Origin of the sequence: Streptomyces sp. NPDC051913 (assembly GCF_044593635.1) — a bacterium.
GTDB lineage: Bacteria > Actinomycetota > Actinomycetes > Streptomycetales > Streptomycetaceae > Streptomyces.
In genome coordinates, this window is the sequence record NZ_JBIUCI010000002.1 from 511,446 (window position 1) to 534,649 (window position 23,204).

General features: G+C 71.1%; 16 protein-coding genes and 1 pseudogene. 8 read left to right on the forward strand and 9 right to left on the reverse strand.

Annotated elements, in window-relative coordinates:
* Nucleotides 1-110 precede the first annotated feature (110 nt).
* The 6 genes from ACIHIX_RS07535 to ACIHIX_RS07560 form a co-directional block, all read right to left on the reverse strand.
* Nucleotides 111-2,984, reverse strand: a complete 2,874-nt coding sequence (locus ACIHIX_RS07535) for a glycoside hydrolase family 2 TIM barrel-domain containing protein (protein ID WP_399951172.1) — start codon at nt 2,982-2,984, stop codon at nt 111-113.
* A 31-nt stretch (nt 2,985-3,015) separates the two neighbouring features.
* Nucleotides 3,016-3,903 carry a carbohydrate ABC transporter permease gene (locus ACIHIX_RS07540; RefSeq protein ID WP_399951175.1) on the reverse strand — a complete coding sequence of 296 codons (888 nt, stop codon included), beginning with the start codon at nt 3,901-3,903 and terminating at the stop codon, nt 3,016-3,018.
* Nucleotides 3,900-4,865, reverse strand: coding sequence for a carbohydrate ABC transporter permease (locus tag ACIHIX_RS07545; RefSeq protein ID WP_399951178.1), 966 nt, complete (start codon nt 4,863-4,865; stop codon nt 3,900-3,902). The genes ACIHIX_RS07540 and ACIHIX_RS07545 overlap by 4 nt, the downstream gene beginning before the upstream one ends.
* Before the next feature lie 20 nt (nt 4,866-4,885).
* Nucleotides 4,886-6,148: an ABC transporter substrate-binding protein gene (locus ACIHIX_RS07550; protein ID WP_399951181.1), complete on the reverse strand. Its 1,263-nt coding sequence runs from the start codon at nt 6,146-6,148 to the stop codon at nt 4,886-4,888.
* A 206-nt stretch (nt 6,149-6,354) separates the two neighbouring features.
* A complete protein-coding gene (locus tag ACIHIX_RS07555; protein ID WP_399951183.1) occupies nt 6,355-7,599 on the reverse strand; it encodes an ROK family transcriptional regulator in 1,245 nt (414 codons plus the stop codon).
* 121 nt (nt 7,600-7,720) lie between these two features.
* The gene (locus ACIHIX_RS07560) at nt 7,721-8,965 is read right to left on the reverse strand and encodes a D-arabinono-1,4-lactone oxidase (RefSeq protein ID WP_399951186.1); all 1,245 of its coding nucleotides are present in this window, start codon (nt 8,963-8,965) and stop codon (nt 7,721-7,723) included.
* A gap of 105 nt (nt 8,966-9,070) precedes the next feature.
* Between ACIHIX_RS07560 and ACIHIX_RS07565 the strand changes: the two genes are divergently transcribed.
* The 7 genes and pseudogenes from ACIHIX_RS07565 to ACIHIX_RS07595 form a co-directional block, all read left to right on the forward strand.
* Nucleotides 9,071-10,078, forward strand: coding sequence for a hydroxyacid dehydrogenase (locus ACIHIX_RS07565; protein WP_399951189.1), 1,008 nt, complete (start codon nt 9,071-9,073; stop codon nt 10,076-10,078).
* 122 nt (nt 10,079-10,200) lie between these two features.
* A complete protein-coding gene (locus ACIHIX_RS07570; RefSeq protein ID WP_399951192.1) occupies nt 10,201-10,644 on the forward strand; it encodes a hypothetical protein in 444 nt (147 codons plus the stop codon).
* A gap of 209 nt (nt 10,645-10,853) precedes the next feature.
* Entirely contained in the window at nt 10,854-12,173 is a 1,320-nt protein-coding gene (locus ACIHIX_RS07575; protein ID WP_399951194.1) for a radical SAM protein, read from the forward strand.
* A 267-nt stretch (nt 12,174-12,440) separates the two neighbouring features.
* The gene (locus tag ACIHIX_RS07580) at nt 12,441-13,925 is read left to right on the forward strand and encodes a cellulose binding domain-containing protein (protein ID WP_399951197.1); all 1,485 of its coding nucleotides are present in this window, start codon (nt 12,441-12,443) and stop codon (nt 13,923-13,925) included.
* A gap of 212 nt (nt 13,926-14,137) precedes the next feature.
* Complete coding sequence (rsgA, locus tag ACIHIX_RS07585) at nt 14,138-15,241, forward strand: ribosome small subunit-dependent GTPase A (RefSeq protein WP_399951200.1); 1,104 nt, start codon at nt 14,138-14,140, stop codon at nt 15,239-15,241.
* A 148-nt stretch (nt 15,242-15,389) separates the two neighbouring features.
* A complete protein-coding gene (locus ACIHIX_RS07590) occupies nt 15,390-16,742 on the forward strand; it encodes a DNA-3-methyladenine glycosylase 2 family protein (RefSeq protein WP_399951203.1) in 1,353 nt (450 codons plus the stop codon).
* A pseudogene (locus tag ACIHIX_RS07595) lies at nt 16,739-17,221 on the forward strand (methylated-DNA--[protein]-cysteine S-methyltransferase); the annotation flags it as partial. The gene ACIHIX_RS07590 and the pseudogene ACIHIX_RS07595, both read left to right, overlap by 4 nt.
* On the opposite strand, the gene ACIHIX_RS07600 reads toward ACIHIX_RS07595, so the two are convergent.
* The 3 genes from ACIHIX_RS07600 to ACIHIX_RS07610 form a co-directional block, all read right to left on the reverse strand.
* A complete protein-coding gene (locus tag ACIHIX_RS07600) occupies nt 17,198-17,578 on the reverse strand; it encodes a PPOX class F420-dependent oxidoreductase (RefSeq protein ID WP_399951206.1) in 381 nt (126 codons plus the stop codon). The pseudogene ACIHIX_RS07595 and the gene ACIHIX_RS07600 sit on opposite strands and share 24 nt — an antisense overlap.
* A gap of 119 nt (nt 17,579-17,697) precedes the next feature.
* Nucleotides 17,698-18,180 (reverse strand): DUF456 domain-containing protein, encoded by a 483-nt coding sequence (locus ACIHIX_RS07605; protein ID WP_399951209.1) that lies wholly within the window; start codon nt 18,178-18,180, stop codon nt 17,698-17,700.
* 55 nt (nt 18,181-18,235) lie between these two features.
* Nucleotides 18,236-19,216: a helix-turn-helix transcriptional regulator gene (locus ACIHIX_RS07610; RefSeq protein WP_399951212.1), complete on the reverse strand. Its 981-nt coding sequence runs from the start codon at nt 19,214-19,216 to the stop codon at nt 18,236-18,238.
* 237 nt (nt 19,217-19,453) lie between these two features.
* On the opposite strand from ACIHIX_RS07610, the gene ACIHIX_RS07615 reads away from it, so the two are divergent.
* Complete coding sequence (locus tag ACIHIX_RS07615; RefSeq protein ID WP_399951946.1) at nt 19,454-23,137, forward strand: S8 family peptidase; 3,684 nt, start codon at nt 19,454-19,456, stop codon at nt 23,135-23,137.
* Nucleotides 23,138-23,204 lie beyond the last annotated feature (67 nt).

Here is a 23,204-nt window from a genome sequence, read left to right on the forward strand (position 1 = left end):
GAAGTTGCGGCTGGTCGGCAGAGGTGCCGACCAGCCGCGGACGACGTCCCGACGGTGTCGGAAAGTCGATCAATCGGTCAATCGATTAATGACCTTCTTGTCGGCCGGGCCTAGTCGGTGGCCGAGAACACGAACGAGAACTCGGCGGGCCGGGCCGTCAGTTGGTACTGCGGCAGCGGGCCGGGGCCGCACGACTGGGTACCGATGCCCTGCCGGCCGTGGTCGAGGTTGACCCACACGGTGTCCCCGGCCGTCAGGTCGGTCAGGTGCGTGGCCGCCTCCAGCTGCTCGTTCGTCCAGCGGCGGGCGCTGAACGCGAACTCCGGGTCGCCCTCGATCCGCAGACCGCCGACCTCCGCCCAACGGACCTCGCCCCGGGCGCCGTTCTCCTGCGGGCGCAGATAGGGCGTCTGGAGGCCGTCCACGGTCGACGTCCACCGGCCGACCCTGGACGCCGCCCTGGTGTCGGGGTACGCCTCGCCCGGTCCGCCGCCGAACCACGTCACCGCGTCGGCCTCGGCGAGCCCGAGCCGGATGCCGAGGCGCGGCAGCGGCACCTGCCAGTCGCCCTCGGGCGCCACCGACACCGTCAGCTTCAGCCGGCTGCCGTCGGAGGTCCACCGGTACACGGTGGCCAGGCCCACCTCACGGGCGGCCGGGGCCACCCGGGTCCGCACCGTCAGCGCGTCGTCGGTGAGTTCGACGGTGTCGAGGCGGTGCCGCATCCGGTGCAGGCCCAGGGTCCGCCACAGCGACGAGTACTGGATGCCCGACTTCCACTCGGTGCCCTCGTCGTTGTCCGTGGGCGCCCGCCACACGTCGAGCCGCAGCCCCTCGACCGACACCCCGCCGATCGACCGCAGCGCGCCGGTGCGGGCGTCGAACGCGGCCGGACCGAGCGTGATCTGCCGCTCCGCGCGCACGGGCCCGTCGGTGGCCGTGACGGACGGCAACGCCCGCGCGGCGCCCGTGAGCTGACCCCACGCCACCTCGTGCCCACGCTCGCCCCACGCCGTGTCGGCGGCGAGCGTCGCCCGCACGGTCCACCCGGTCTCCGCGGAGCCCGCGTGCGCGGGCGGCTCCGGCAGCTTCACCTCGGCGGACTCGCCCGGCTTCAGCGCGGGCACCGACAGGGCGCCGGACTCCACGGTCTCGCCCTCGACCTCGTACGACCACGCGAAGGCGAGCTCCGAGAGGTCGGCGAAGTCGTACCTGTTGGTCACCCGTACGGTGCCGTCGGCGGCGTCGCCCTCGATCCGGACCGGCTCGATGACCTTCTTGTACTCGGCGAGCCCGGGGGACGGCGTCCGGTCGGGGAAGATCAGGCCGTCGCAGACGAAGTTGCCGTCGTGCAGCTCCTCGCCGAAGTCTCCGCCGTAGGCGTAGCCCAGCTCGGGGTGGGTGATGCCGTGGTCGATCCACTCCCAGATGAAGCCGCCCTGGATCCGGTCGTACCTCTCGAACAGCTCCTGGTAGTCGGCGATGCCGCCCGGGCCGTTGCCCATGGCGTGTCCGTACTCGCACTGGATGAAGGGGAGTCGCCGCCGCTTGAGGGTGCCGCCGTCCAGCTCCCGGCCGATCGCCTCGACCTCGGCGTGGTCGGCGTACATGCGTGAATAGACGTCCGTGTCACGGCAGTTCCAGTCGCCCTCGTAGTGCACGAGGCGGGAGGTGTCCCGGCCGTGGATCCACTCGGCCATGGCGGTGAGGCCGCGACCGGTGCCGGCCTCGTTGCCCAGCGACCAGAACACGATCGAGGGGTGGTTCTTGTCGCGCTCGACCATACGGGCGGCGCGGTCCAGGAGGGCCGGGGTCCAGCGGTCGTCGTCGACGGGGTTGTCCCGCCAGTCCTGCTCGGTGAAACCGTGGGTCTCCAGGTCGCACTCGTCGATGACCCACAGGCCGTACTCGTCGCACAGGTCCAGGAAGGCCGGGTGCGGCGGGTAGTGCGAGGTGCGGACGGCGTTGAGGTTGTTCCGCTTCATCAGCAGCACGTCCTCGCGCATGGTCGCGAGGTCCAGGGCGCGGCCCGTCTCCGGGTGCCATTCGTGCCGGTTGACGCCCTTGAAGAGGATCGGCGTGCCGTTGACCTTGATCAGGCCGTCCTCCAGGACGACCGTGCGGAAGCCGATCCGCAGGGGCACCCGCTCGCCCTCGGTGACCAGCTCACCGTCGTACAGCCTCGGCGTCTCGGCGCTCCACGGCTCGACGGCGACCGTGACCGGCTCACCGGTCGCGACATCGATGTCCAGGGCGGGCACGAGCACCCGCCCGTCGACGTCGGAGTCGACGCGCAGGGTGCCCTCGCCGGTGCGGTGGTCGTAGTCGGCGTGCACGAAGAAGTCGAGGACGCTGCCCGCGGGGCGGTGCAGCAGGGTGACGTCCCGGAAGATGCCGGGCAGCCACCACTGGTCCTGGTCCTCCAGGTAGGAGCCGGCCGACCACTGGTGGACGCGGACCGCGAGGACGTTGCCGCCGGGCCTCAGCAGATGCCCGACAGCGAACTCGTGCGCGAGGCGCGAGCCCTTGAACTCGCCGAGGTCCGTGCCGTTGAGCCAGACCCGGGCGCAGGACTCGACGCCGTCGAAGCGCAGGACGGCACCGCCCTCGTCGAGAGCGGGCCATTCCTTCGGCAGGTCGAAGCAGCGCAGATGGTCGCCGGTCGGGTTCTCCGTCGGCACGTGCGGCGGGTCCACCGGGAAGGGGTAGAGATGGTTGGTGTAGATGGGCTTCCCGAAGGCCCCGTCGCCCTGGAGGGCCCAGTGCCCGGGGACCGTGACCTCGGCCCAGTCCCCGGCGTCGTAACCGTCCTCGGCGAACGAGTCGTCCTCGGCGTCGGCGGTCGGTGACACTCTCAGGCGCCAACTGCCGTTCAGGGAGAGGGACGTGGCGTCCGAGGACGCGTACCAGGCGCGGGGCGGGAGGGCCCCGCTGCCGGGCGACACGTCCTCTACGTAGTCGACGTCGGTGGTGCGGAAGGACATCGGTCTCCAGGTCTTTCGGGAAGAGAGGGGGTCAGCCCTTGATGCCGGTCTGTGCGATCCCCTGCACCAGCCAGCGCTGGAGGAAGAGGAACACCAGGACCAGGGGCAGGATGGAGATGGCCGTGGACATGAAGATCAGGTGGTAGTTCACGGTCTGGTTGGTCATGTACGCGGACAGCGCGACCTGGATGGTCCAGGCGCTGGGGTCCTGGCCGATGACCAGGGGCCACAGGAAGGAGTTCCAGCCGCTGATGAACGTGATCGTGGCCATGGCCGCGAAGAAGTTCAGCGAGTTGGGCACGACGACCCGCCAGTACGCCCCCCAGTACGAGAGTCCGTCCACGCGCGCCGCCTCCTCCAGCTCCTTGGGGAACCCCAGGAAGTACTGCCGGAACAGGAAGCAGGTGAAACCACTGAACAGACCCGGGATGATCAGACCGCGGTAGGTGTCCACCCAGCCGAGCGACGAGACCAGCACGAAGCTGGGCACGAAGGTCACGGCGGTCGGGATCATCAGGGTGACCAGGACGCCGTAGAAGACCTTGTTGGCGTGCTTGTACGGGATCCGGGCCAGGCCGTACCCGGCCAGCGAGCAGATCAGCAGGATGCCGCTGGTGTGCAGGACGGCGACGACCCACGAGTTCCACAGGGCGCGGCCGAAGTCGACGGTCTCGTCCTTGAACGGCTCGGTGATGTTGCCCCACTGGATGTCGGTGGGGAACCACTTCCAGTTCTCGCCCGTGATCTCCGGGTCCGTCATCAGCGCGTTGCGGACGATCAGATAGAAGGGGATCAGGAAGAGCAGGGCGGCGACGCCGGTGGCGATGTACAGGCCGGTGTTGCCGAGGACCCCACCGCCGCGCTTCTTCTTCGCGTTGTTCGCGGGAGCCTTGCCCAAGTCAGGTGCGGTGGTGGTCACTTGGCCTCCTCACCCCTTCCGAAGCCCATGATCTTGCCCTGGAACAACGTGATGACCAGGATGAGCAGGGTCAGGATGACCGCGCCCGCGCTGCCCTGGCCGTAGTCCTGGTTCTCGCCCAGTGCCGTCTTGTACAGCTCGACGAGCGGTGGCTGGCCCCAGGTCGCCTTGCTCAGCAGGTTCCAGAACTCGTCGAAGGCCTGGTAGGCGGCGATCAGCAGCAGCAGGATCACCGCGGTGGAGGTGGCGCGCAGCTGGGGGAGGGTGATGTAGCGGAAGGTCTGCCAGCCCGGCTTGGCGCCGTCGATGGCCGCGGCCTCGTACAGCTCGGCCGGGATGTTCTGCAGCGCGGCCAGGAAAAGGATCATGTAGAAGCCGGCCTGTAGCCACAGCCGCAGCGTCACGATGACGAGCCAGTACCAGGGCGGGTCGGGGTTGGCGAGCCAGGCGACGTTCTCGAAGCCGAACCAGCCGATGACGGTGTTCGCCATGCCGAAGCGGACGCCGTTGAAGATGGACATCTTCCAGATCAGCGCGGCCGCCACGTAGGACACCGCGGTCGGCAGGAAGAACACCGACCGGAAGAACGCCTTCATGAACCGGATGCGGTGCACCAGCAGCGCCAGACCCAGCGACAGCGCCCAGGTGGTGGGGACGATGAACGCGGCGAAGACGGTGAAGGTGACCAGCGCCCCGGTGAAGTCGGGGTTGTCGAGGATCGCCCGGTAGTTGTCGAAGCCGATGAAGCTGCTCGGCGAGACGGTGAAGCGGGCCTCGAAGAAGCTGAGGTAGATGCTCCAGCCCATCGGCACGAACACGAAGACGATCAGGCCGATGAGGAAGGGACTGGTGAACAGCCAGAAGTTGAGCGTGGCGTTGGCCCGCAGGCCCCGCCGCGGCCGCGCCTTGTCAGGCTTGGCCGGGGCGGGGTTCGCGAGGTCGATCTTGGTGGTGGTCGACATGTCGGGGTCCGTCCGCCGGTCTATCCGAAGAGCTTCTTGAGCTCGGCGTTGACCTTCTTGTCACAGGCGTCCAGCGCGGCCTCCGGGCTGCCGCCCTTGCGCACGGAGTTGGCGATCACGTCGTTCACCGAGGCGATCATGGCCTGGGTCCAGCCGATGTTGTCGAAGTGGCCGTACTCGCTGAAGAGCTTGACGCCCTCGGCCGGCAGACCCGACTTGAGCTTGGTGGCGGACTGCGCGATGGAGGTGCGCGGCGGGATGTGGAAGCCGTAGGAGAGCGCCCAGTCCTCCTGGTACTCCTTCTGGTCGATCCACAGCCACTTCACGTACTCCTTGGCCGCGTCGACGTTGTCGCCCTTGGCGTTGACGAACATCGACCAACCGCCGTTGGTGACCGAGAACTTGCCGGCCGAGCCGACCTTCGGGAACGGGAAGATGCCGACGTCGTCGCCGAGCGCCTTCTGGATGACAGGCATGGCCCACATGCCGCACCACTGGATCGCGGTCAGGCCCTGGGTGAAGGCGGAGGGGTCCCACCAGTCGGCGGGGGCGTCGAGCAGCAGGTTGCCGCTGGTGAACAGCTTGCGGAGCTGGCCCAGACCGTCGGCCACGGCGTCCGTGTGGTACGCGATCTCGTTCTTGTCGTTGAGGGTGTCCGCGCCGGCCGACCAGATCAGCGGGCTCTGGACGGGCGTGATGTCGTTGCCGAGGAAGGCGCCCTTGACCTTGTCGGTCGTCAGCTTGTTGACGGCCTCGATCAGCTCCTCCAGCGTCTGGGGGACCTCGACCTTGGCCTTCTCGAACAGCGAGGGGCGGTAGTAGAAGAACTGCGGGTCGTCGATCATCCGGACGCCGTATATCTTCCCGTCGACCGTGTGGGAGGCGATGTCGGCCGGGTTGAAGTCGTCCTTGACCGGGTTGATGATGTCGGACAGGTCGGCGACCTGTCCGCTCGTCACCAGCTGAAGCTGCGGGTGGAACTCGAAGACGTCGGGCGCGTTCTTGGTGAGCAGGGCCGGGAACAGCTTGTTCTCGAAGTTGCTGCCGGTGATCCACTGGGTCGTGACGTTGGCGTCCTTGTAGGCCTTGGCGTAGCGCTTGATGGCCTGCTCGGTGCCCGCCTCGCCGTACGCGTGGAAGTACTGGGTGAGGCTGTCGCCCGAACCACCGCCGCTGCGGCCGTTGTTGCTGCCGCAGGCCGCCAGCGTGCCGGCGGCGGCCATGCCCGCCGCGGCCCGGAAGAGGGATCGGCGGGACCAGTTGTTGTTGCTCAATGCCGACATGCTGACGTCCTTGTCTCGAGTACGGCTGCGGCTCAGCGCCATTGGCTCAAAAGGAGTTGCGGTGCGGGACGTTAACCTTCGACTAAGGCTTCGGCAAGGGGTTGGACGAAGTCTGTTCGAAGCGTTGCGTGACGTTCGGGATGCCGGACGTCACGGGGTGCGGGCCGCCGCGTCGGGGCCCGCGATCCCCCTTCAGGGGGCAGGAGTCACTGGCGGTTGTGGGCTTTGGCTCGGGTCGGCGTGGTGCGTTTGGGCTGCCTCTGCCCGACCGACTGGAGTGCGCCTTCGAGCGCGAACGTCGCCGCGCCCAGGCACACCGGGTCGGTGGGGATCGGGGAGAGGACGATCTCGGTGGCGGCGTTCGGCCGCGGCAGCGCGTGCCGGGCGACGGCCTCGCGCACCTCCTCGACCAGAGGCTCGCCCAGGGCCGCCGCGACCCAGCTGCTGAGCACGACCACCTCTGGGTTGAACAGGTTGACCAGGTCGGCGACGCCGGCGCCGAGGTAGCGGACGGTGTCGCGGACCACCTTGACCGCCACCGGGTCCCGCTCGGCCAGGCCCCGGGCCAGCGCGGCGATCGTCGCCGTCTGGTCCTCCGAGTGCAGCAGCGGACTGTCGGCGCTCGACTCGCGCAGGGTCAGCATGATCCCGGACGCGCCGACATACGCCTCCACGCAGCCGTTCTTGCCGCAGCGGCACAGCCGGCCGTCCAGCACGATCGTCGTGTGGCCCCACTCGCCGGCGCTGTTGCTGACGCCCCGGTGCAGTCCGCCGCCGAGGATCAGCCCGGAGCCCACGCCGGTCCCGAGGTTGACCACCACGGCGTCCCCGCGCCCGCGCGCCGCCCCGAACCACAGCTCGGCCACCGCGGAGGCGCGCAGCGGGTTGTCCAGATAGAGGGGGTAGGCGATGTGCTCGGTCAGCAGGTCGAGCAACGGCACGTCGTGCCAGTCCCAGTTGGGCGCGTACTCCGAGATACCGGTGGCCCGGTCCACCTGGCCCGGCACGCTCACCCCGACACCCAGGACCCGCGCCCCCTCGATCCCGGCCTGCGCGACCACCGAGCCGACGACCGCGGCCACATGCCCGACCACCTGCTCGGGCCGGCTCTCGCTCGGCCGGACGTCCTCCTCGGCCCGGGCCAGCACGTTCAGCCCGAGGTCGAACAGCTCGACATGGACGTACGTCTCCGCGATGTCGACGCCGATCAGCGCGCCCCCCGACGTGTTGACCGCCACGAGCCCCCGAGGGCGACCGCCCGCCGAGTCCTCGAACCCGACCTCCGTGATCATGCGGAGGTCCAGCAGTTCACCGACGAGCGTGGCGACCGTGGCGAGGCTGAGCCCCGTGGCGGCCGCCAGCTCCTGCCGGGAGGTGGGCGACTCGGCGATGATCTGGCGCAGTACCTCGTAGCGGTTCGCGGTGCGGATGTCACGTGAGGTGCGCTTCACCGGGTAGCCCCTGTCCCTTCGGCTCCTGCCGGGACGACGGCACCGGCGCGCCGCAAGGTTATGGCTGTCGGGACCTTTCGACAAGGGGTTAGGAAAGGGGCTTTATAAAGTCGGACGGCCGTCAGTCGGCGAGCACGTCCCGCACGAAGCCATTGGCGAATTTACCGCTCGGATCGAGGTCCCGCGCAAGCGCCCGGAAGTCGTCGAGCCGCGGATAGCGCTCGCGCAGCACCTCGCCCGGCGTGGTGAACACCTTCCCCCAGTGCGGGCGCGCCTCGAACCCGTCCAGCGCCTCCTCCAGCCGCCGTACGACGGGCAGGACGGCGGCGGTGTCCTCGATCCAGGTGAAGTGCAGGGCCACGGTGTCCCGCCCGTACGCCGGGCTCAGCCACTGCTCGTCGGCGGCGACCGTGCGCACCTCGCAGGTCTGGAGCACCCCGGCGACCGTCTCCCGGACGCCGTCGACCGCGTGCAGCGCCTCGACGGCGCAGTGGCGCGGCAGCAGGTACTCGGACTGGAGCTCCGCCCCGCTGCTCGGGGTGAACTCGGCCCGGAAGTGCGGCAGTCGCTCGTGCCAGGGGCCCGGCACCCCGAACTGCTCGGTGCAGTTGACCGCGGGCATCCCCGGCACCGGGTGCAGCTTCTCGGTGGCCGGCGCGGCCCAGGGGAACTCGGCGAGCGGCTGATCCGTGCGCCGCTTGAGCCACACCTGCCCAAAGCCCGGCTCCCGCCAGTCGGTGAAGAGGCTGACGCTGTACGCCGCCGCCATCACCGTCTCGAAGTCCAGGTTCTCCAAAGGGAGTTCGGTGAACAGATGCTGCTCGACGTCGTACGACGGCTCCAGGTCCAGCGTGAGCGCGGTGACGACTCCGAGCGCGCCCAGCGAGGTCACCGCACCGGCGAACCGTGCGTCGCCGCGCCCGATCGTGACCGTCGACCCGTCGGCGACGACCAGCTCCACCTCACGTACCGCGCTCGCCAGCGGAGCGTTGCCCACGCCCGAACCGTGCGTGCCGGTGGCGACCGACCCGGCGACCGAAATATGCGGCAGGGACGCCATGTTGGGCAGCGCGAGCCCGTGCGCGTGGACGACGCGGGCGAGTTCCGCGTACCGCACGCCACCCCCCACCCGCACGGTCCGCGCGGCCGAGTCCACGTCGATGACCGGCGGGAACCCGGCGATCGACAGCAGCACCCCCTCGGCGCCCGGCTCGGCGATCTCGTTGAAGGAGTGCCCGCTGCCCAGCACCCGCACCCGCCCGCTCCCGGCCACGAGCGCGGCCAGCGCGTCCAGCGAGAAGGGCCGGTGCAGCTCCTTCGCGGTGTAGGTGATGTTGCCCGCCCAGTTGGTGACCGTCTCCGTCATACCTGCCGTCCTCCAGGTGAGTGCGTGTGCATTGACCCTCTCATTCGCCGCCGCCTACGTTAGAAACCGTTTGCTATCCAAGACGCCCAGCGGGAAGGCCCTTCGTTGTCCGAGCGCCCCCAGGCCCTGTTCGCCATGACCGCCGCCAACCTCCCGCTCGTCTTCCCGCCCCAGGTGCTGGCGCGGCTGCGGGAGTCGGTGGACATCGACGCGGAGCTGGTCGCCGAGGACTTCACCGACCCCGGCGCCCGGCGGGCACTGGCCCGCGCCGAGATCCTCGTCACCGGCTGGGGCTGCCCCCGTCTGGACGCGGCGGTCCTGGACGCGGCCCCGGAACTCCGGGCCGTCCTGCACTCGGCCGGTTCCGTGAAGGGCTTCGCGACCCACGAGGTCTGGCGGCGCGGCCTCACCGTCTCCTCGGCGGCCGTCGCCAACGCGTTGCCGGTCGCCGAGTACACCCTCGCCATGATCCTCCTCGCCGGGAAGGATCTCCTCTCCGCCCGCGAACGCCTGCGCGGCACCCGCGCCCACCCCGGCTGGGGAGTCGTCCCCGGCATCGGCAACCTGGGCCGCCGCGTCGGCGTCATCGGCGCCTCCCGCATCGGCCGCCGGGTGCTGGAACTGCTGCGCCCCTTCGATCTGCGTCCCGCGCTCGCCGATCCGTACGTCGACGCGGCCCGGGCCTCCGAACTCGGCGTCCCCCTGCTGGAACTGGACGACCTCCTGCGCACCTCGGACATCGTCACCCTCCACGCCCCCGAGACCCCGCGGACGCGTCACCTCCTCGGCCGCCGCGAACTGGCCCTGATGCCCGACGGGGCCACCCTGATCAACACCGCGCGCGGCGGGCTCGTGGACCACGGCGCGTTGATCGCCGAACTGCGCACCGGCCGTCTGAGCGCGATCCTCGACGTCACCGACCCCGAACCGCTCCCGGCCGACTCCCCGCTCTACGACCTCCCCAACGCGTTCGTCACCCCGCACCTCGCCGGCTCCCAGGGCAACGAGCTGGCCCGTCTCGGCGCGACGGTGGCGGAGGAGGCGGCACGGCTGGGGCGGGGTGCGGGGGTGGCGTACCCGGTGGAGTGGGCGGCGTTGGAGCACGAGGCCTGAGTGGTGCGAGTGGCGTCCCGTTGTCGACAGGCGCAGGCTGGACGGAGGGGGACGAGCGGTGGGCGGGGCATGCGGGGGGACGTGCCGAGCACTTCGCCTGCCGAACGAGAAGGAAGCCTGCTATGACCACTGTCTTTCTCCGGTGTCGAGGGGAGCTTCCGGGCAACCGCTTCCTCGACGGACACACGCATGACGGAACGGTGGGCCTCGCGCCCAACACCGGGCCCCCGTTCAGCGGCACCCGGTGGGACATGCGGAAGATCCAGGGAACACAGGACGAGTTCGTCTTCCGCTGCCTGGGAGACATCGAGGGCAACAGGTTCCTCGACGGTCACACCCAGGACGGAACCGTCGGTCTCGCGCCCGACACCAGCGCGCCGTTCACGGGCACCAGGTGGCAGGCCACCAAGAGCAACGACAACATCACCACCATCAGGTGCCTGGGAGACATCGAGGGCAACAGGTTCCTCGACGGCCACACCCAGGACGGAACCGTGGGCCTCGCGCCCAGCGTCCAGCCCCCGTTCAGCGGCACCAGGTGGGCGGTAGAGGTGCCGATCGACTAGGGGACCGGCCCCCCGAGGACAGCCCCAGCCCGCGACCGGGCTGGGGCTGTGCGCTGGTGTGGTGCCGCTCACGTCCGTCCGGGGAGTGCCGACCGTCGAAACCCCCGAATCCGGACACATCGTGCGGCGCGAGGGGACCCGGTACGCGTGACGGGCGGGCGGGGGCATACCGTGAGGAGTTGAACGCCTGACCCGGGAGGAGATGACGGATGGGCAGCCGTACCGCGCTGGTCGAAGATCTGATGGAGAGGTTCCCGGGGGTGCCACGGGAAGCCGTCTTCAAGGAGGATCTGCTCCGGGGCGGAGTGGCCTTCGACCCGTCCGCCCTCAGCGACAACGAGGGCGGTGAGGTCAAGCCGAAGTCGTACTTCATCTTCTCCTTCGACCACGGCACCCTCCCCGAGCTCGGCGAGGCCGCGCTGCGCCGCCCGCCGGAGGAGATCATCCTCACCGGCGGGCCGTACGACCTGCGCCGCACCGTCGTCTCCGTGCGCGTGAACCCGGCCTCGCCGTACCGCGTCGCCGCCGACGACGAGGGCGTGCTCGGCCTCTACCTGGACGGCAAGCGGATCGCCGACGTCGGTGTGCCGCCGATGCCGGAGTACTACAAGCACAAGCTCGCCAACGGGAAGTCCGTCATGGAGGTCGCCCCGACCATCCAGTGGGGCTACCTCATCTATCTGACGGTCTTCCGGGTCTGCCAGTACTTCGGCGCCAAGGAGGAGTGCCAGTACTGCGACATCAACCACAACTGGCGCCAGCACAAGGCGGCGGGCCGGCCGTACACGGGCGTGAAGGACGTCGAGGAGGTCCTCGAAGCCCTGGAGATCATCGACCGGTACGACACCCAGAAGGCGTCCACCGCCTACACCCTCACCGGCGGCGCGATCACCAAGACCGTCTCCGGACGCGACGAGGCCGACTTCTACGGCCACTACGCCAAGGCCATCGAGGAGCGCTTCCCGGGCCGCTGGATCGGCAAGGTCGTCGCCCAGGCGCTGCCCAAGGACGACGTGCAGCGGTTCAAGGACTACGGCGTGCAGATCTACCACCCCAACTACGAGGTGTGGGACGAGTACCTGTTCAAGATGTACTGCCCCGGCAAGGAGCGCTACGTCGGCCGCGACGAGTGGCACAAGCGCATCCTCGACTCCGCGGAGATCTTCGGCGCGCGCAACGTGATCCCCAACTTCGTCGCCGGTGTGGAGATGGCCGAGCCCTTCGGCTTCAAGACGGTCGACGAGGCGATCGCGTCGACCACGGAGGGCCTGCGCTTCTTCATGTCGCAGGGCATCACGCCCCGCTTCACCACCTGGTGCCCCGAGCCGACGACCCCGCTGGGCAAGGCCAACCCGCAGGGCGCGCCGCTGGAGTACCACATCCGGCTGCTCCAGGCCTATCGCCGGACGATGGAGGAGTTCGGCCTCTCCTCGCCCCCCGGCTACGGCGAGCCCGGCGCCGGCCGCGCCGTCTTCTCCGTGAGTTCCTTCATGGACAGCCTGCCGGCGCAGGAGACCGTAGAGGCGTAATCGGCTCCAACGACAGCGAGAAGGCCCGGATCGAGACGTCCGGGCCTTCTCTGCGTATGTATCCAGAAGCGACACCAGAAGGAACAGGCGCAACAGGCACAACAAGGGCAACGCGGCGTGGGCGCCCTCCAACTCCCGGTAACCGGATATGAATAGCCCGCTTGTCAGTTGTGTGGAACCCGTGAAAAGCTCGTGCACTGTCGCGAGGTTCCCCACAACTCCGTTGCCAATAAGGTGAGTTGACCTCGCTCTGGATGCAGGAGACCGATGCCCGACCTGCCGACCCCCCATGACGCCACCGAGGCCGCGCTGTTCTCGGAGTGCTGGGACGCGGTCCTCTCCTATGCCGACCTGTGCACGTCCGGCTCGGCCGCGGCCAACCAACTGGCCGCGGAGGCCTTCGCTTTCGGTATGCGCGAGGCCAGGTCCGCCGACACGAGCCCGGGCCGCGGCGCCGGCCGACGAGCGCCCCGGCTGCCCATGATCCCGCTGCTGCTGACCGCCGTACGGACCACCGCGGCCGGCTGGGAGTCCGACGGACAGGGCCACACACTCGACCCCGAGCTGCGGCTGTGGCTCAACTCGGACAAGGCCGAACGCTACACCGGCCCGCCGTTGCAGCGCCCGCTCGCCCTGCGCGGCCTGCGCGACATGCAGGAACACGACGCCGACCTGCTCTGGCTGGCCGAGGTGGAGGCGCTGCCGCTGCCCGTGGTGGCCCGCCGACTCGGCCTCGACCCGGCCAACGTGTCCGAGGAACTCGCCCAGGTGCGCGGACTGTTCAGGGACCGCAGCCACCGCAACCACCTCGACACCCCGATGGCGGCGCAGTGCCGCAGCTACGCCCGCCTGCTCGACGCGGTCACCCGGTCCTCCGGCGCCGGCACCCCCGAGGACCTCTCCCGGCACCTCGCCACCTGCGTCCAGTGCGCGGAGGCGGCGGCCTGTCTGCGACTGCACGGAGGCGGGCTGCCCGCGGCGCTCGCGGGCGGGGTGATCGGCTGGGGCGGCCTCGCCTACCTGGAGCGCCGCCGCCGGGCCGCCGAGGTGCGGCTGGGCGCCGGACGCCCGGAACCGGCCGACGCCGGACCCCCCAACCCCGGCGCGCACAAGGCGCGCGTGGTGCGCAACGGCCTCCTCGTCACCGCCGTCCTAGTGTCCCTGCTGGCGCTCGGCGTCTCGATGATGCCGTTCGGCGACGGCGGCATGGACGACGGCTCCGCGAGCCCCGGCGACTCCGCCGACCGTCAGCCGGTCGCGGCCGACCCCGGCACCACGCTGCCCTCCGCGACCCCGAGCCCGTCGGGCTCGCCGACCCCCACCGCGAGCGACACCCAGGGCTCGCCCACCCGGGAGAACCCCGACCCCGAACCCCAGGGCACCACGTCCTCCGCCGCGCACGACGACGGCAAACCGGCCCCCGCCACGACCGGGAAGGCCGCCTGCACCTACGCGTACACCCTCGTCAACCAGTGGCCCGACGGCTTCCAGGCCACCCTCACCGTCACTACCGGCCAGGCCCTCGACGACTGGCGGGTCGCCTGGTCCTTCAAGGACGGCCAGAAGGTCGGCCAGATGTGGGACGCGAACTTCAGCCAGAGCGGCACCCGCGTCACCGCCACCGCCGCCGACTACAACAAGACCGTCGCGGCGGGCGACAGTCTCGCCTTCGGCTTCCTCGCCTCCTGGCAGGGGGCGAACGCGCCGGGGTACGACGTCACGCTGAACGGGCAGGCCTGCACGAAGTCCTGATTAATTCGGTTGACGGGCCCGAGGGGGTCCCGGATACGGTGTGGACGTTCCAGCCGGACGAGCCGGCCGGGTGAGCTTTTACGAGGAGGTGTCGACCGATGGCTGTCACTGCGATGAGCGCTGCTCGCATCCAGATCATCACGTCCACCTCCGTGGCCACCGGCTGACCTCACCCGACTTCCTTGCCGGGGCCGCCCTGTGAAGGGTCACCCTTGACTTCCTCCAGCTCCACTTCTGCTGTTTTCTCCGCGCTCGCTCCCTACGGCTGGGACGACGCATGGGCGGACGTGTTCGCCCCCTACGACGCCGAAGGACTGCTCGCCGGGCGGGTCGTCCGCGTCGACCGCGGGCAGTGCGACGTCGTCACCGCCGACGGGACACTGCGCGCCGACACCGCGTTCGTCACCCCGCACGACCCGATGCGGGTCGTGTGCACCGGCGACTGGGTCGCCGTAGAACCCGGCGGCAACCCGCGCTACGTACGGACGTATCTGCCGCGCCGTACCGCCTTCGTGCGCTCCACCTCCTCCAAGCGGTCCGAGGGGCAGATCCTCGCCGCCAACGTCGACCACGCCATCGTCGCCGTGTCGCTGGCCGTAGAACTCGACCTCGGCCGCATCGAGCGGTTCCTCGCCCTCGCCTGGGAGAGCGGGGCGCAGCCCGTCGTCGTCCTCACCAAGGCCGACCTCGTCCCGGACGCCGTGACGCTCGCGCATCTCGTCGAGGACGTGGAGACGACCGCGCCGGGTGTGCCGGTGCTGACCGTCAGCGCCCTCGACGGGGGCGGGCTCGACGTCCTCGCGGCGGTGGCCTCCGGCGGTACGTCGGTGCTGCTCGGGCAGTCCGGCGCCGGGAAGTCGACGCTGGCCAACGCCCTGGTCGGCTCGGACGTCATGGAGGTCCAGGCCGCTCGTGACGTCGATGGCAAGGGGCGGCACACGACCACCACCCGGAATCTGCTCGTGCTGCCGGGCGGGGGTGTCCTCATCGACACGCCCGGGCTTCGGGGCGTCGGGCTCTTCGACGCCGAGATCGGCGTCGGGCAGGTGTTCTCCGAGATCGCGGAGCTCGCCGGCGCGTGCCGGTTCCATGACTGCGCGCACGAGAGTGAGCCGGGGTGCGCGGTGCTGGCCGCGATCGACTCCGGTGAGCTGGGGGAGCGGCGGCTGGAGAGCTATCGGAAGCTGATGCGGGAGAACCAGCGGATCGTCGCGAAGACCGATGCGCGGGTCCGTGCGGAGCTTCGGCGGGAGTGGAAGAAGCGGGGGGCCGAGGGGAAGGCGGCGATGGAGGTGAAGCGGGGGCGGTGGGCGTAGCGCCTAATGGGGTGCCGGGATCTGTGGGGCGGCTGCGGGTTCGTCGTGGTTGCTCGCGCAGTTCCCCGCGCCCCTTCGGGGCGCTGTCAATGCCGTGTCTGAAATCCGCCAGCCCTGTTCCTGTCCAGGACGCACACTGGACTGTGTGATGGACGAAGACACCAGGTACGAAGCTGTGCGGAGCCGGGACGGGCGGTTCGACGGGGAGTTCTTCTTCGCCGTCTCCACCACCGGGATCTACTGCCGGCCCAGCTGTCCGGCCGTCACGCCGAGGCGGCGGAACGTGCGGTTCTTCGCGACCGCCGCCGCCGCTCAGGGCTCGGGGTTCCGGGCCTGCCGGCGGTGCCGGCCGGACGCGGTGCCGGGGTCGGCGGAGTGGAATGTGCGGGCCGATGTGGTGGGTCGGGCGATGCGGCTGATCGGCGACGGGGTCGTCGACCGGGAGGGCGTCGCGGGGCTCGCCGGGCGGCTGGGGTACAGCGCCCGGCAGGTCCAGCGGCAGCTCACCGCCGAGCTCGGCGCCGGTCCCGTCGCCCTCGCCCGGGCCCAGCGCTCCCACACCGCACGGATCCTGCTCCAGACCACCGAGCTGCCGGTCACCCAGATCGCGTTCGCCGCCGGATTCGCCAGTGTGCGGCAGTTCAACGACACGATCCGGACGGTGTACGCCTCCACCCCGAGCGAGCTGCGGGCCGCCGCCCCCGGATCGCGGCGCACGGCCACCCCGGCGGCCGGCGTGCCGCTGCGGCTCGCCTATCGGGGGCCCTATCAGTCCTCCGCCGTCTTCGACGTCCTGGCCGCCGAGGCCGTACCCGGTGTCGAGGAGGTCAGCGGGGTCTCCGGGAAGCGGGTCTACCGGCGTACCCTCCGGCTGCCGTACGGCACCGGGATCGTCGCCGTCGACGAGCGGCCCCGGGGCTGGCTCGACGCCCGGCTGCACCTCACCGACCTGCGCGATCTGACCACCGCCGTCGGCCGGCTGCGGCGGCTCCTCGACCTCGACGCCGATCCGTACGCCGTCGACGAGCGCCTCGGCGCCGATCCGCGGCTCGCCCCGCTCGTCGCCGCCCGGCCCGGGCTGCGGTCACCCGGGGCGGCCGACCCCGAGGAGCTCGCGGTACGGGCACTCGTCGGCGCGGCGGAGGCCGAGCGGCTCGTACGGCGGTACGGCAAGGCCCTCGACGCCCCCTGCGGCAGCCTCACCCACCTCTTCCCGGAGGCCGCCGCCCTCGCCCAGGCCGACGGCCCTGTCGGGACCCTCGCCGCCGCCCTCGCCGACGGCGTCCTGCGCCTCGACCCGGGCGCCGACCGCGAGGACGCACAGGCCGCGCTGCTCGCGCTGCCCGGCATCGACGCCCGTACGGTCGCCGTCATCCGCACCCGCGCCCTGGGCGACCCGGACGTGGCCCCACCCGGCCCCGACCTCCCCGACAGCTGGCGCCCCTGGCGCTCGTACGCCCTGCAACACCTGCGCACCGCAGGGGAGTTGGAGTCCCGATGACCACCTACTGGACGACCGTCGAAAGCCCCGTCGGTCCGCTCCTCCTCACCGCCGGCCCGGATGGTGCGCTCACCTCCCTGTCGGTGCCCGGGCAGAAGAACGGGCGGGTCGTGCAGGAGAGTTGGCGGCGCGACCCCGGGCCCTTCCGGGACGCGGCGGAGCAGCTCGCCGCCTACTTCGCCGGGGAACTCAAGGAGTTCCGCCTGGAGTTCCACACCCAGGGCACCGAGTTCCGGGAGCGGGTCTGGGCCGCCCTGGACGACGTTCCCTACGGGGCGACGGTCACCTACGGCGAGATCGCGGCCCGTGCCGGGGCCTCAAGGGCCGCCGTACGGGCCGTCGGCGGGGCGATCGGCGCCAACCCCCTGCTCATCGTCCGGCCCTGCCATCGGGTGATCGGCGCGAACGGGTCGATGACGGGGTACGCCGGCGGGCTGGAGCGCAAGACCGCACTGCTAACCGTCGAGGGCGTCCTCCAGGCCCCAGCTGTGGATCCGGCGGGGATGGATCCGGATCACCTCTTCGCTGAAATGCGGACCCAACTCATGCGGTCCCACCAGGAGTTCGGCCTCACCGCGGATGTCGACCCCGCGCACCTTCCACGGACGTAGGCTCACGATGTCGTCCACGACGAGGGCGACCTTCGGGTTCTGCCGGAGGTTGCGCCACTTCTTGCTGCGGCCCATCTGGTAGCCGCCGATCAGGATCGTGCCGTCGTCCTGCGGGAAGAAGCCGACCGGGTTCGCCTGCGGCTGCCCCTGGGGATCGACGGTGGCGAGCCGCCCCAGCCGCTGCGACGTCAGATACGCCCGCTCGGCCTCGCTGAATTCGGTCATGCCGCCAGCCAAACACGCCGTTGCCGCCCGGCACATCGGTTCCTCGGCCCAGCCCCGACCTAGGTCCCTGGCCCCAGGCGCGACCTCGGTGGATCAGCCCGGGCACCGGAATCCGCCCGTCAGCCCCAGATCACCGCCCCCAGCCACGCCCCCGCGATCAGCAGGCAGGTGAACAGCTCCGCCAGCACGCTGGAACCCCCCTGCCGCATCACCGTGCGCAGAGCCGCACGCGCCTCCGCGTGGCGGCCGAGGCGGAGGCGTTCGTACAGGTAGACGCCGCCCATGAAGCCGGGGATCGCGCCCACGACCGGCACCAGCACGAAGCCGAGCAACGCGCCCACCCCGGCGTACACCGCCATCCGGGGGGTCGCCCCGCTCGTGCGCAGCCGGCGCGGGGGCAGCGCCCAGCGCACCACCTGGGACAGGAACAGCACCACGGTGGCCCCCACCAGTACGCCCCAGGCGAGCGGCCGGGGGTCCTTCAGCGCCCACCACAGGATCGCGGCCCACACCAGCCACGACCCCGGCACCCCGGGCACCAGTACTCCGCACAGGCCGAGCAGCAGAACCAGGCCGACCAGCAGGAGGTCCCACACTCCCATCTGTCCAGGGTGCCGGACAGTGCGAGAAGGCGCAGGTCAGGAAGGTTCGCTCAGTTCACTGCCGGGCCACCCAGCCCCTGTCGTACGCATGCCAGCCCAACTGCAGCCGGGTCGTCACCCCGGCCAGTTCCATCAGCCGCTTCACCCGGCGCTGCACGGTCCGCAGCCCCAGGTCCAGCTGTTTGGCCACGCTCGCGTCGGTCATCCCGGCGAGCAGCAGGGACAGCACCTCCAGGTCCGTCCCGTCGGGGGCGTCGGCCTCCTCCTCCGTCACCCCGGCGGTGCCCAGACGCAGCGGCAGGGCCTCCCGCCACACCGACTCGAACAGTCCCGACAGCAGCTCCAGCAGCCCGCTCGCGTGCACCACCAGCGCGGCCGGCTCCGCCGTGTGCGAGGTCAGCGGTACGAGGGCCTGGGCGCGGTCGGCGACGACCAGCTTGGTCGGCACCCGGTCCACCACCCGTATCTCCTCGTCCCGGCCCAGCGCGGCGGACAGCTCGCCGATGCCGTCCGGCAGATCCAGGACCGACCGCTCGACCACCACCCGGTAGCGCACCCCGCGCCCGGCCGCCTGCTCCTCGGCGTCGTTGTCCCCGCCGGAGACCACCGCCGGACTGCCGGTGACCAGGGCGCACACCTCCTGGGTCGCCGCCAGTTGCAACTGCAGGAACCGCTGCGCCACCGCCGCCGCGCCGATCACCACCTCGACCAGGTCGTGCACGGCCGGTTCGGCCGCCGCCGCCCGGTACTCCTCGGCGAGCAGCGCCGCCGCCAGCTCCGCCTTGTCCAGCTCGTGCCGCTGCTGGGTGAGCAGCGCGCCCAGCGCCACACCCGGGGGAGCGGCGACCCACCGGCCGGGCCGGGCGGAGGACTGGGCCGCGAGCCCGTGCCGTTCCAGGCGGCGCAGGGCGCGCTCGGTGTCGTGCTCCGCGAGCGTCAGCCGCCGCGCGAGATCGGGCAGGTCGGCCGCGCCCACGGACACCAGCGCCCGGTACGCCGACTCGTGCGTCTCGTCCAGCCCCAGCACACCCAGCATCAACGCCCCTCCCGAGCGGCCTCGACGGCACCGTGGCGGGAACCGGCCACGGCGCAAACCCGCCTCGGCACATCATCGCCGCACCACCCGCCGCTCTGCCATCGTGGCGCCACCGCAGCATCAACCACCGTCCGCAATGCCCGACTTGGGCCTCTTCGGCCTGCGCGTTTCGCGTACGCGGGCATGCGGCGACACGGCAGGAGAGCGATCTTGGCGAGAGCGATACGCCGTACGGCCATGGGGGCGGCGACCGCCGTCGTGCTGGCCGTCACGACCGCCGCGCCCACTCACGCGGCCGAGGATCCGGGCCCGTCGAGACCACTGACCGGCAGCGGGGCCACCCCCGGCTCCGGCGCCGTCGTCACCCTCGTCACCGGTGACCGGGTCCTCGTCACGAAGGACGGGGCGGTGGCCCTGCCCGGCGCGGACGGCACGACCCCGTTCACCCAGACCCGCCAGGACGGCGACGACCTGTACGTCTATCCCGAGGGCGCGATGGAGGCGCTGGCCGCCGGACGGGTCGACGAGGAGCTGTTCAACGTCACCGGCCTGGTCCGGCAGGGCTACGACGACGCCCACACCGACACGCTGCCGCTGATCGCGACGTACGACCGTGCCGTCACCGCCCGCAGCGTTCCGAAGACCCCGCGCGGCGCCGCCCGCGACCGTGTGCTCGACTCGATCGACGGCGTGGCCCTCGACGCGGACAAGGAGAAGGCCGGCGTCTTCTGGGACGACGTCGACCAGGGTTCGCTCAAGAAGCTGTGGCTGGACGCCAAGGTGTCCGCCACCCTCGACCGCTCGACCAGGCAGGTCCACGCCCCGGAGGCCTGGGCCGCCGGTTACGACGGCAAGGGCACCAAGGTCGCCGTCCTGGACACCGGCGTCGACGCCGACCACCCCGACCTCAAGGGCCGGATCAGCGCGGCGAAGAACTTCACCGACTCCGCCGACGCCGACGACCACCAGGGCCACGGCACCCACACCACCTCCACCGTCGGCGGCACCGGAGCCGCGAGCGACGGCAGGAAGAAGGGCGTGGCCCCCGGCGCCGAGCTCCTCAACGGCAAGGTCCTCAACGACGGCGGCTACGGCGAGACTTCGTGGATCATCGCCGGCATGCAGTGGGCCGTCGACCAGGGCGCCGACGTGGTCTCCATGAGCCTCGGCAACCCCGAGCAGACCGACTGCACCGACCCCATGGCCCAGGCCACCGAGGAACTGGCCCGCTCCAGCACGGACACCCTCTTCGTCATCGCCGCCGGCAACTCGGGACCCGGCAACAACACGGTCTCCTCGCCCGGTTGCGCCCCGAGCGTCCTCACCGTCGGCGCCGTCGACCGCGACGACTCCACGGCGAACTTCTCCAGCCGCGGCCCGGCCTACGGCTCCCACACCCTCAAGCCCGAGATCACCGCACCAGGTGTCGGCATCTCCGCCGCCAACGCGGGCGGCCGCGGCGTGTACGCCTACCAGTCCATGAGCGGTACGTCGATGGCGACTCCGCATGTCGCGGGCGCCGCCGCCCTCGTCAAGCAGCGCCACCCCGACTGGAGCGCCGCCCGGATCAAGGCGGCCCTCGTCTCCTCGGCCGACGCCGGCATCCCCGGCGACGTCCGGGAGACCGGCGGCGGTCGCCTCGACGTCAAGGCGGCCGTCGACCAGAGGGTCCTCGGCGCGCCCGCCGTCCAGGCCGGCACCTACGACTGGCCGCAGGACGCGACCGACCGCACGACGGTCTCCGTGCCGTACACCAACACCACCGACGGGGCGGTGGAGTTGAAGCTGTCGGTGACGGGGATCACCGGCAACGACGGCTCCGCCGTCCGCTCGCCGATCGCCCGCCCGGGAGCTGGTTCACCGGTCACCGTCCCTGCCGGGAAGACGGTCGAGATCCCGCTCCGCGTCGACCCGACGGCCACGCTCAAGCGCGCCCAGTACGGCGACATCACGGGCCGAGTCCTGGCGGAGGCCGCAGGCGGCGTCACCGTCTCCACCCCCTTCTCGCTCTACGTCCAGCCCGAGACGGTCACCCTGCGCGTCAAGCTGATCGACCGCCTCGGCAACCCCGCCACCGGCGCCTCCTCCGTCGACGTCATCGGCACCGACGACGCCACCGGCGAACGCCGCTTCAACGACGGGGCCGTCGACCAGACGTACGCGATCCGCCCCGGCAGCTACTTCCTCTCCAGCTTCATCACCACCCCGGAGACCGCGGGCACGCTCTACGACTCCCTCTCCTACCTGGCCCGTCCGCAGCTGGAGATCCGCGGGGACACGACGGTCGTCCTGGACGCCCGAGGGGCCCACCGCCTCAGTGTCCGGACGGACCGGACGACCGAACTCCGGGGCGCCACGCTCGGTTTCGCCCGCTCGTGGGACGACACCTGGCTGCACGGCGGCACCGCGGCAGGCGGCCGTTCCCTGCGCGGCTACTACGCCTCCGTCAACGGCAAGGCCACCGACGGCACCTTCGAGTTCGACAGCTTCTGGCGTGCGGCAGCCCCGCAGATCACCGAACTCGCCGTCGTGGGCGGGCGGCAGCTCCACCCGGTGACCGCGTCCACCAGCTCCGTCAACCTCGACGGCACGGGCCGGGCACCGCTCCACGACGCCAAGTCCGGTACGGCGGAGGAGCTTTCGGGCGCCAAGGGCAAGATCGCACTCGTCGAGCTGCCGGACAGCGGCAGCGCCTACGACGTCGCGAACCGCGCGAAAGCGGCCGGCGCGATCGCCGTCCTCGGCTACCGCGAGGCGCCGGGCCGCTGGTACCCGTCGGCGGGCTTCACCGGCGGCACCCTGCCGATCCTGGGCATCCCGACGGAGGAGGCGCGGGCGCTCCTCGCGGCGGGAAGCGACGTGACCCTGCGCTGGACGGCCACGGCGAAGAGCCCGTACCTCTACAACCTCGCCTACCCGGAGACGGGAGAGATCCGGAGCGACCGCGCCTACCACGCCCGTGACCGGGAACTGGCGGCGACGACGGCGACGTACAGGTCGATGTCGGGCGGTGCCACCGACCACATCGACCTTCAGACCATGACCCGCCCGAACGGCCTGTCCGGCTACTTCGGCGACCTCGAGACCGTCCCCGCGCCCTTCACCCGCACCGAGTACCTCACCCCCGGCACGACCGGCTGGGGGCACCAGCTGTCCAGCAGCTTCCCGTGGGGCGAGTTCATGATCGACCCGGTGCGGACGTACGAGAAGGGCGAGCGTCGTCAGGAGGAGTGGTACGGCGGTGTCCTCGCGCCGACCGGCCCCCTCGACGACACCGGCACCGAGGCACTGGCCGCCGAACGCCAGGGCAACCTCATCGGCGTCGCCCCCGCCTTCTACGGCGACACCCGACACATCGGCGTCCAGGGCAGCTTCGGCGACCTGGGCGGCATGATCCTGAAGCGGAACGGCGAGACCATCGGCGACAGCCCCTATCCGTTCGGGGTGTTCACGGTCCCGGCACAGGAGTCGTCGTACGAACTCACCCTGAACACGGCCAAGTTCGGCCAGCCGGCCCGCGCCTGGAACAGGACGACGCAGACGACCACGACGTGGTCCTTCCGCTCGGCACTCGACGAGAACGCCTATTCCCAGGGCATCCCGCTCCTGTTCCCGTACTACGCCCTCCCCGAGGACGGCCTCAAGACCCTCCCCGCGAAGGCCGGCCAACGCATCACCCTCACGGCGACGGGCCACGCGGGCTACCACCCGGGCGAATTGACGTCGGTACGGCTCGCCTACTCCTACGACGGCGGTGAGACCTGGACGCAGGCGCGGACCGAGCGGCGGGACGGCGTGTGGTCCGCGGTCCTCGACCACAGCTCCGCGACAGGGAAGCAGGTCACACTCAGGGCCGACCTGACCGACGCCAACGGCAACTCGGTCACCCAGATCGTGACCCGGGCCTACGACGTGCGCTAGCGCGCCAGGGGATCGAAGGCCCGGGTCACCCGGATGTCGCCGGGCGGTTCTCCCGTGGGGGGTGGAG

Coding starts and splice junctions, on each gene's coding strand:
- ACIHIX_RS07580 (WP_399951197.1), top strand. CDS start 12,441: ATGCCCGACCTGCCGACCCCCCATGACGCCACCGAGGCCGCGCTGTTC.
- ACIHIX_RS07550 (WP_399951181.1), bottom strand. CDS start 6,148: ATGTCGGCATTGAGCAACAACAACTGGTCCCGCCGATCCCTCTTCCGG.
- ACIHIX_RS07600 (WP_399951206.1), bottom strand. CDS start 17,578: ATGACCGAATTCAGCGAGGCCGAGCGGGCGTATCTGACGTCGCAGCGG.
- ACIHIX_RS07590 (WP_399951203.1), top strand. CDS start 15,390: ATGGACGAAGACACCAGGTACGAAGCTGTGCGGAGCCGGGACGGGCGG.
- ACIHIX_RS07575 (WP_399951194.1), top strand. CDS start 10,854: ATGGGCAGCCGTACCGCGCTGGTCGAAGATCTGATGGAGAGGTTCCCG.
- ACIHIX_RS07535 (WP_399951172.1), bottom strand. CDS start 2,984: ATGTCCTTCCGCACCACCGACGTCGACTACGTAGAGGACGTGTCGCCC.
- ACIHIX_RS07545 (WP_399951178.1), bottom strand. CDS start 4,865: ATGTCGACCACCACCAAGATCGACCTCGCGAACCCCGCCCCGGCCAAG.
- ACIHIX_RS07570 (WP_399951192.1), top strand. CDS start 10,201: ATGACCACTGTCTTTCTCCGGTGTCGAGGGGAGCTTCCGGGCAACCGC.
- ACIHIX_RS07610 (WP_399951212.1), bottom strand. CDS start 19,216: ATGCTGGGTGTGCTGGGGCTGGACGAGACGCACGAGTCGGCGTACCGG.
- ACIHIX_RS07615 (WP_399951946.1), top strand. CDS start 19,454: ATGGGGGCGGCGACCGCCGTCGTGCTGGCCGTCACGACCGCCGCGCCC.
- ACIHIX_RS07560 (WP_399951186.1), bottom strand. CDS start 8,965: ATGACGGAGACGGTCACCAACTGGGCGGGCAACATCACCTACACCGCG.
- ACIHIX_RS07605 (WP_399951209.1), bottom strand. CDS start 18,180: ATGGGAGTGTGGGACCTCCTGCTGGTCGGCCTGGTTCTGCTGCTCGGC.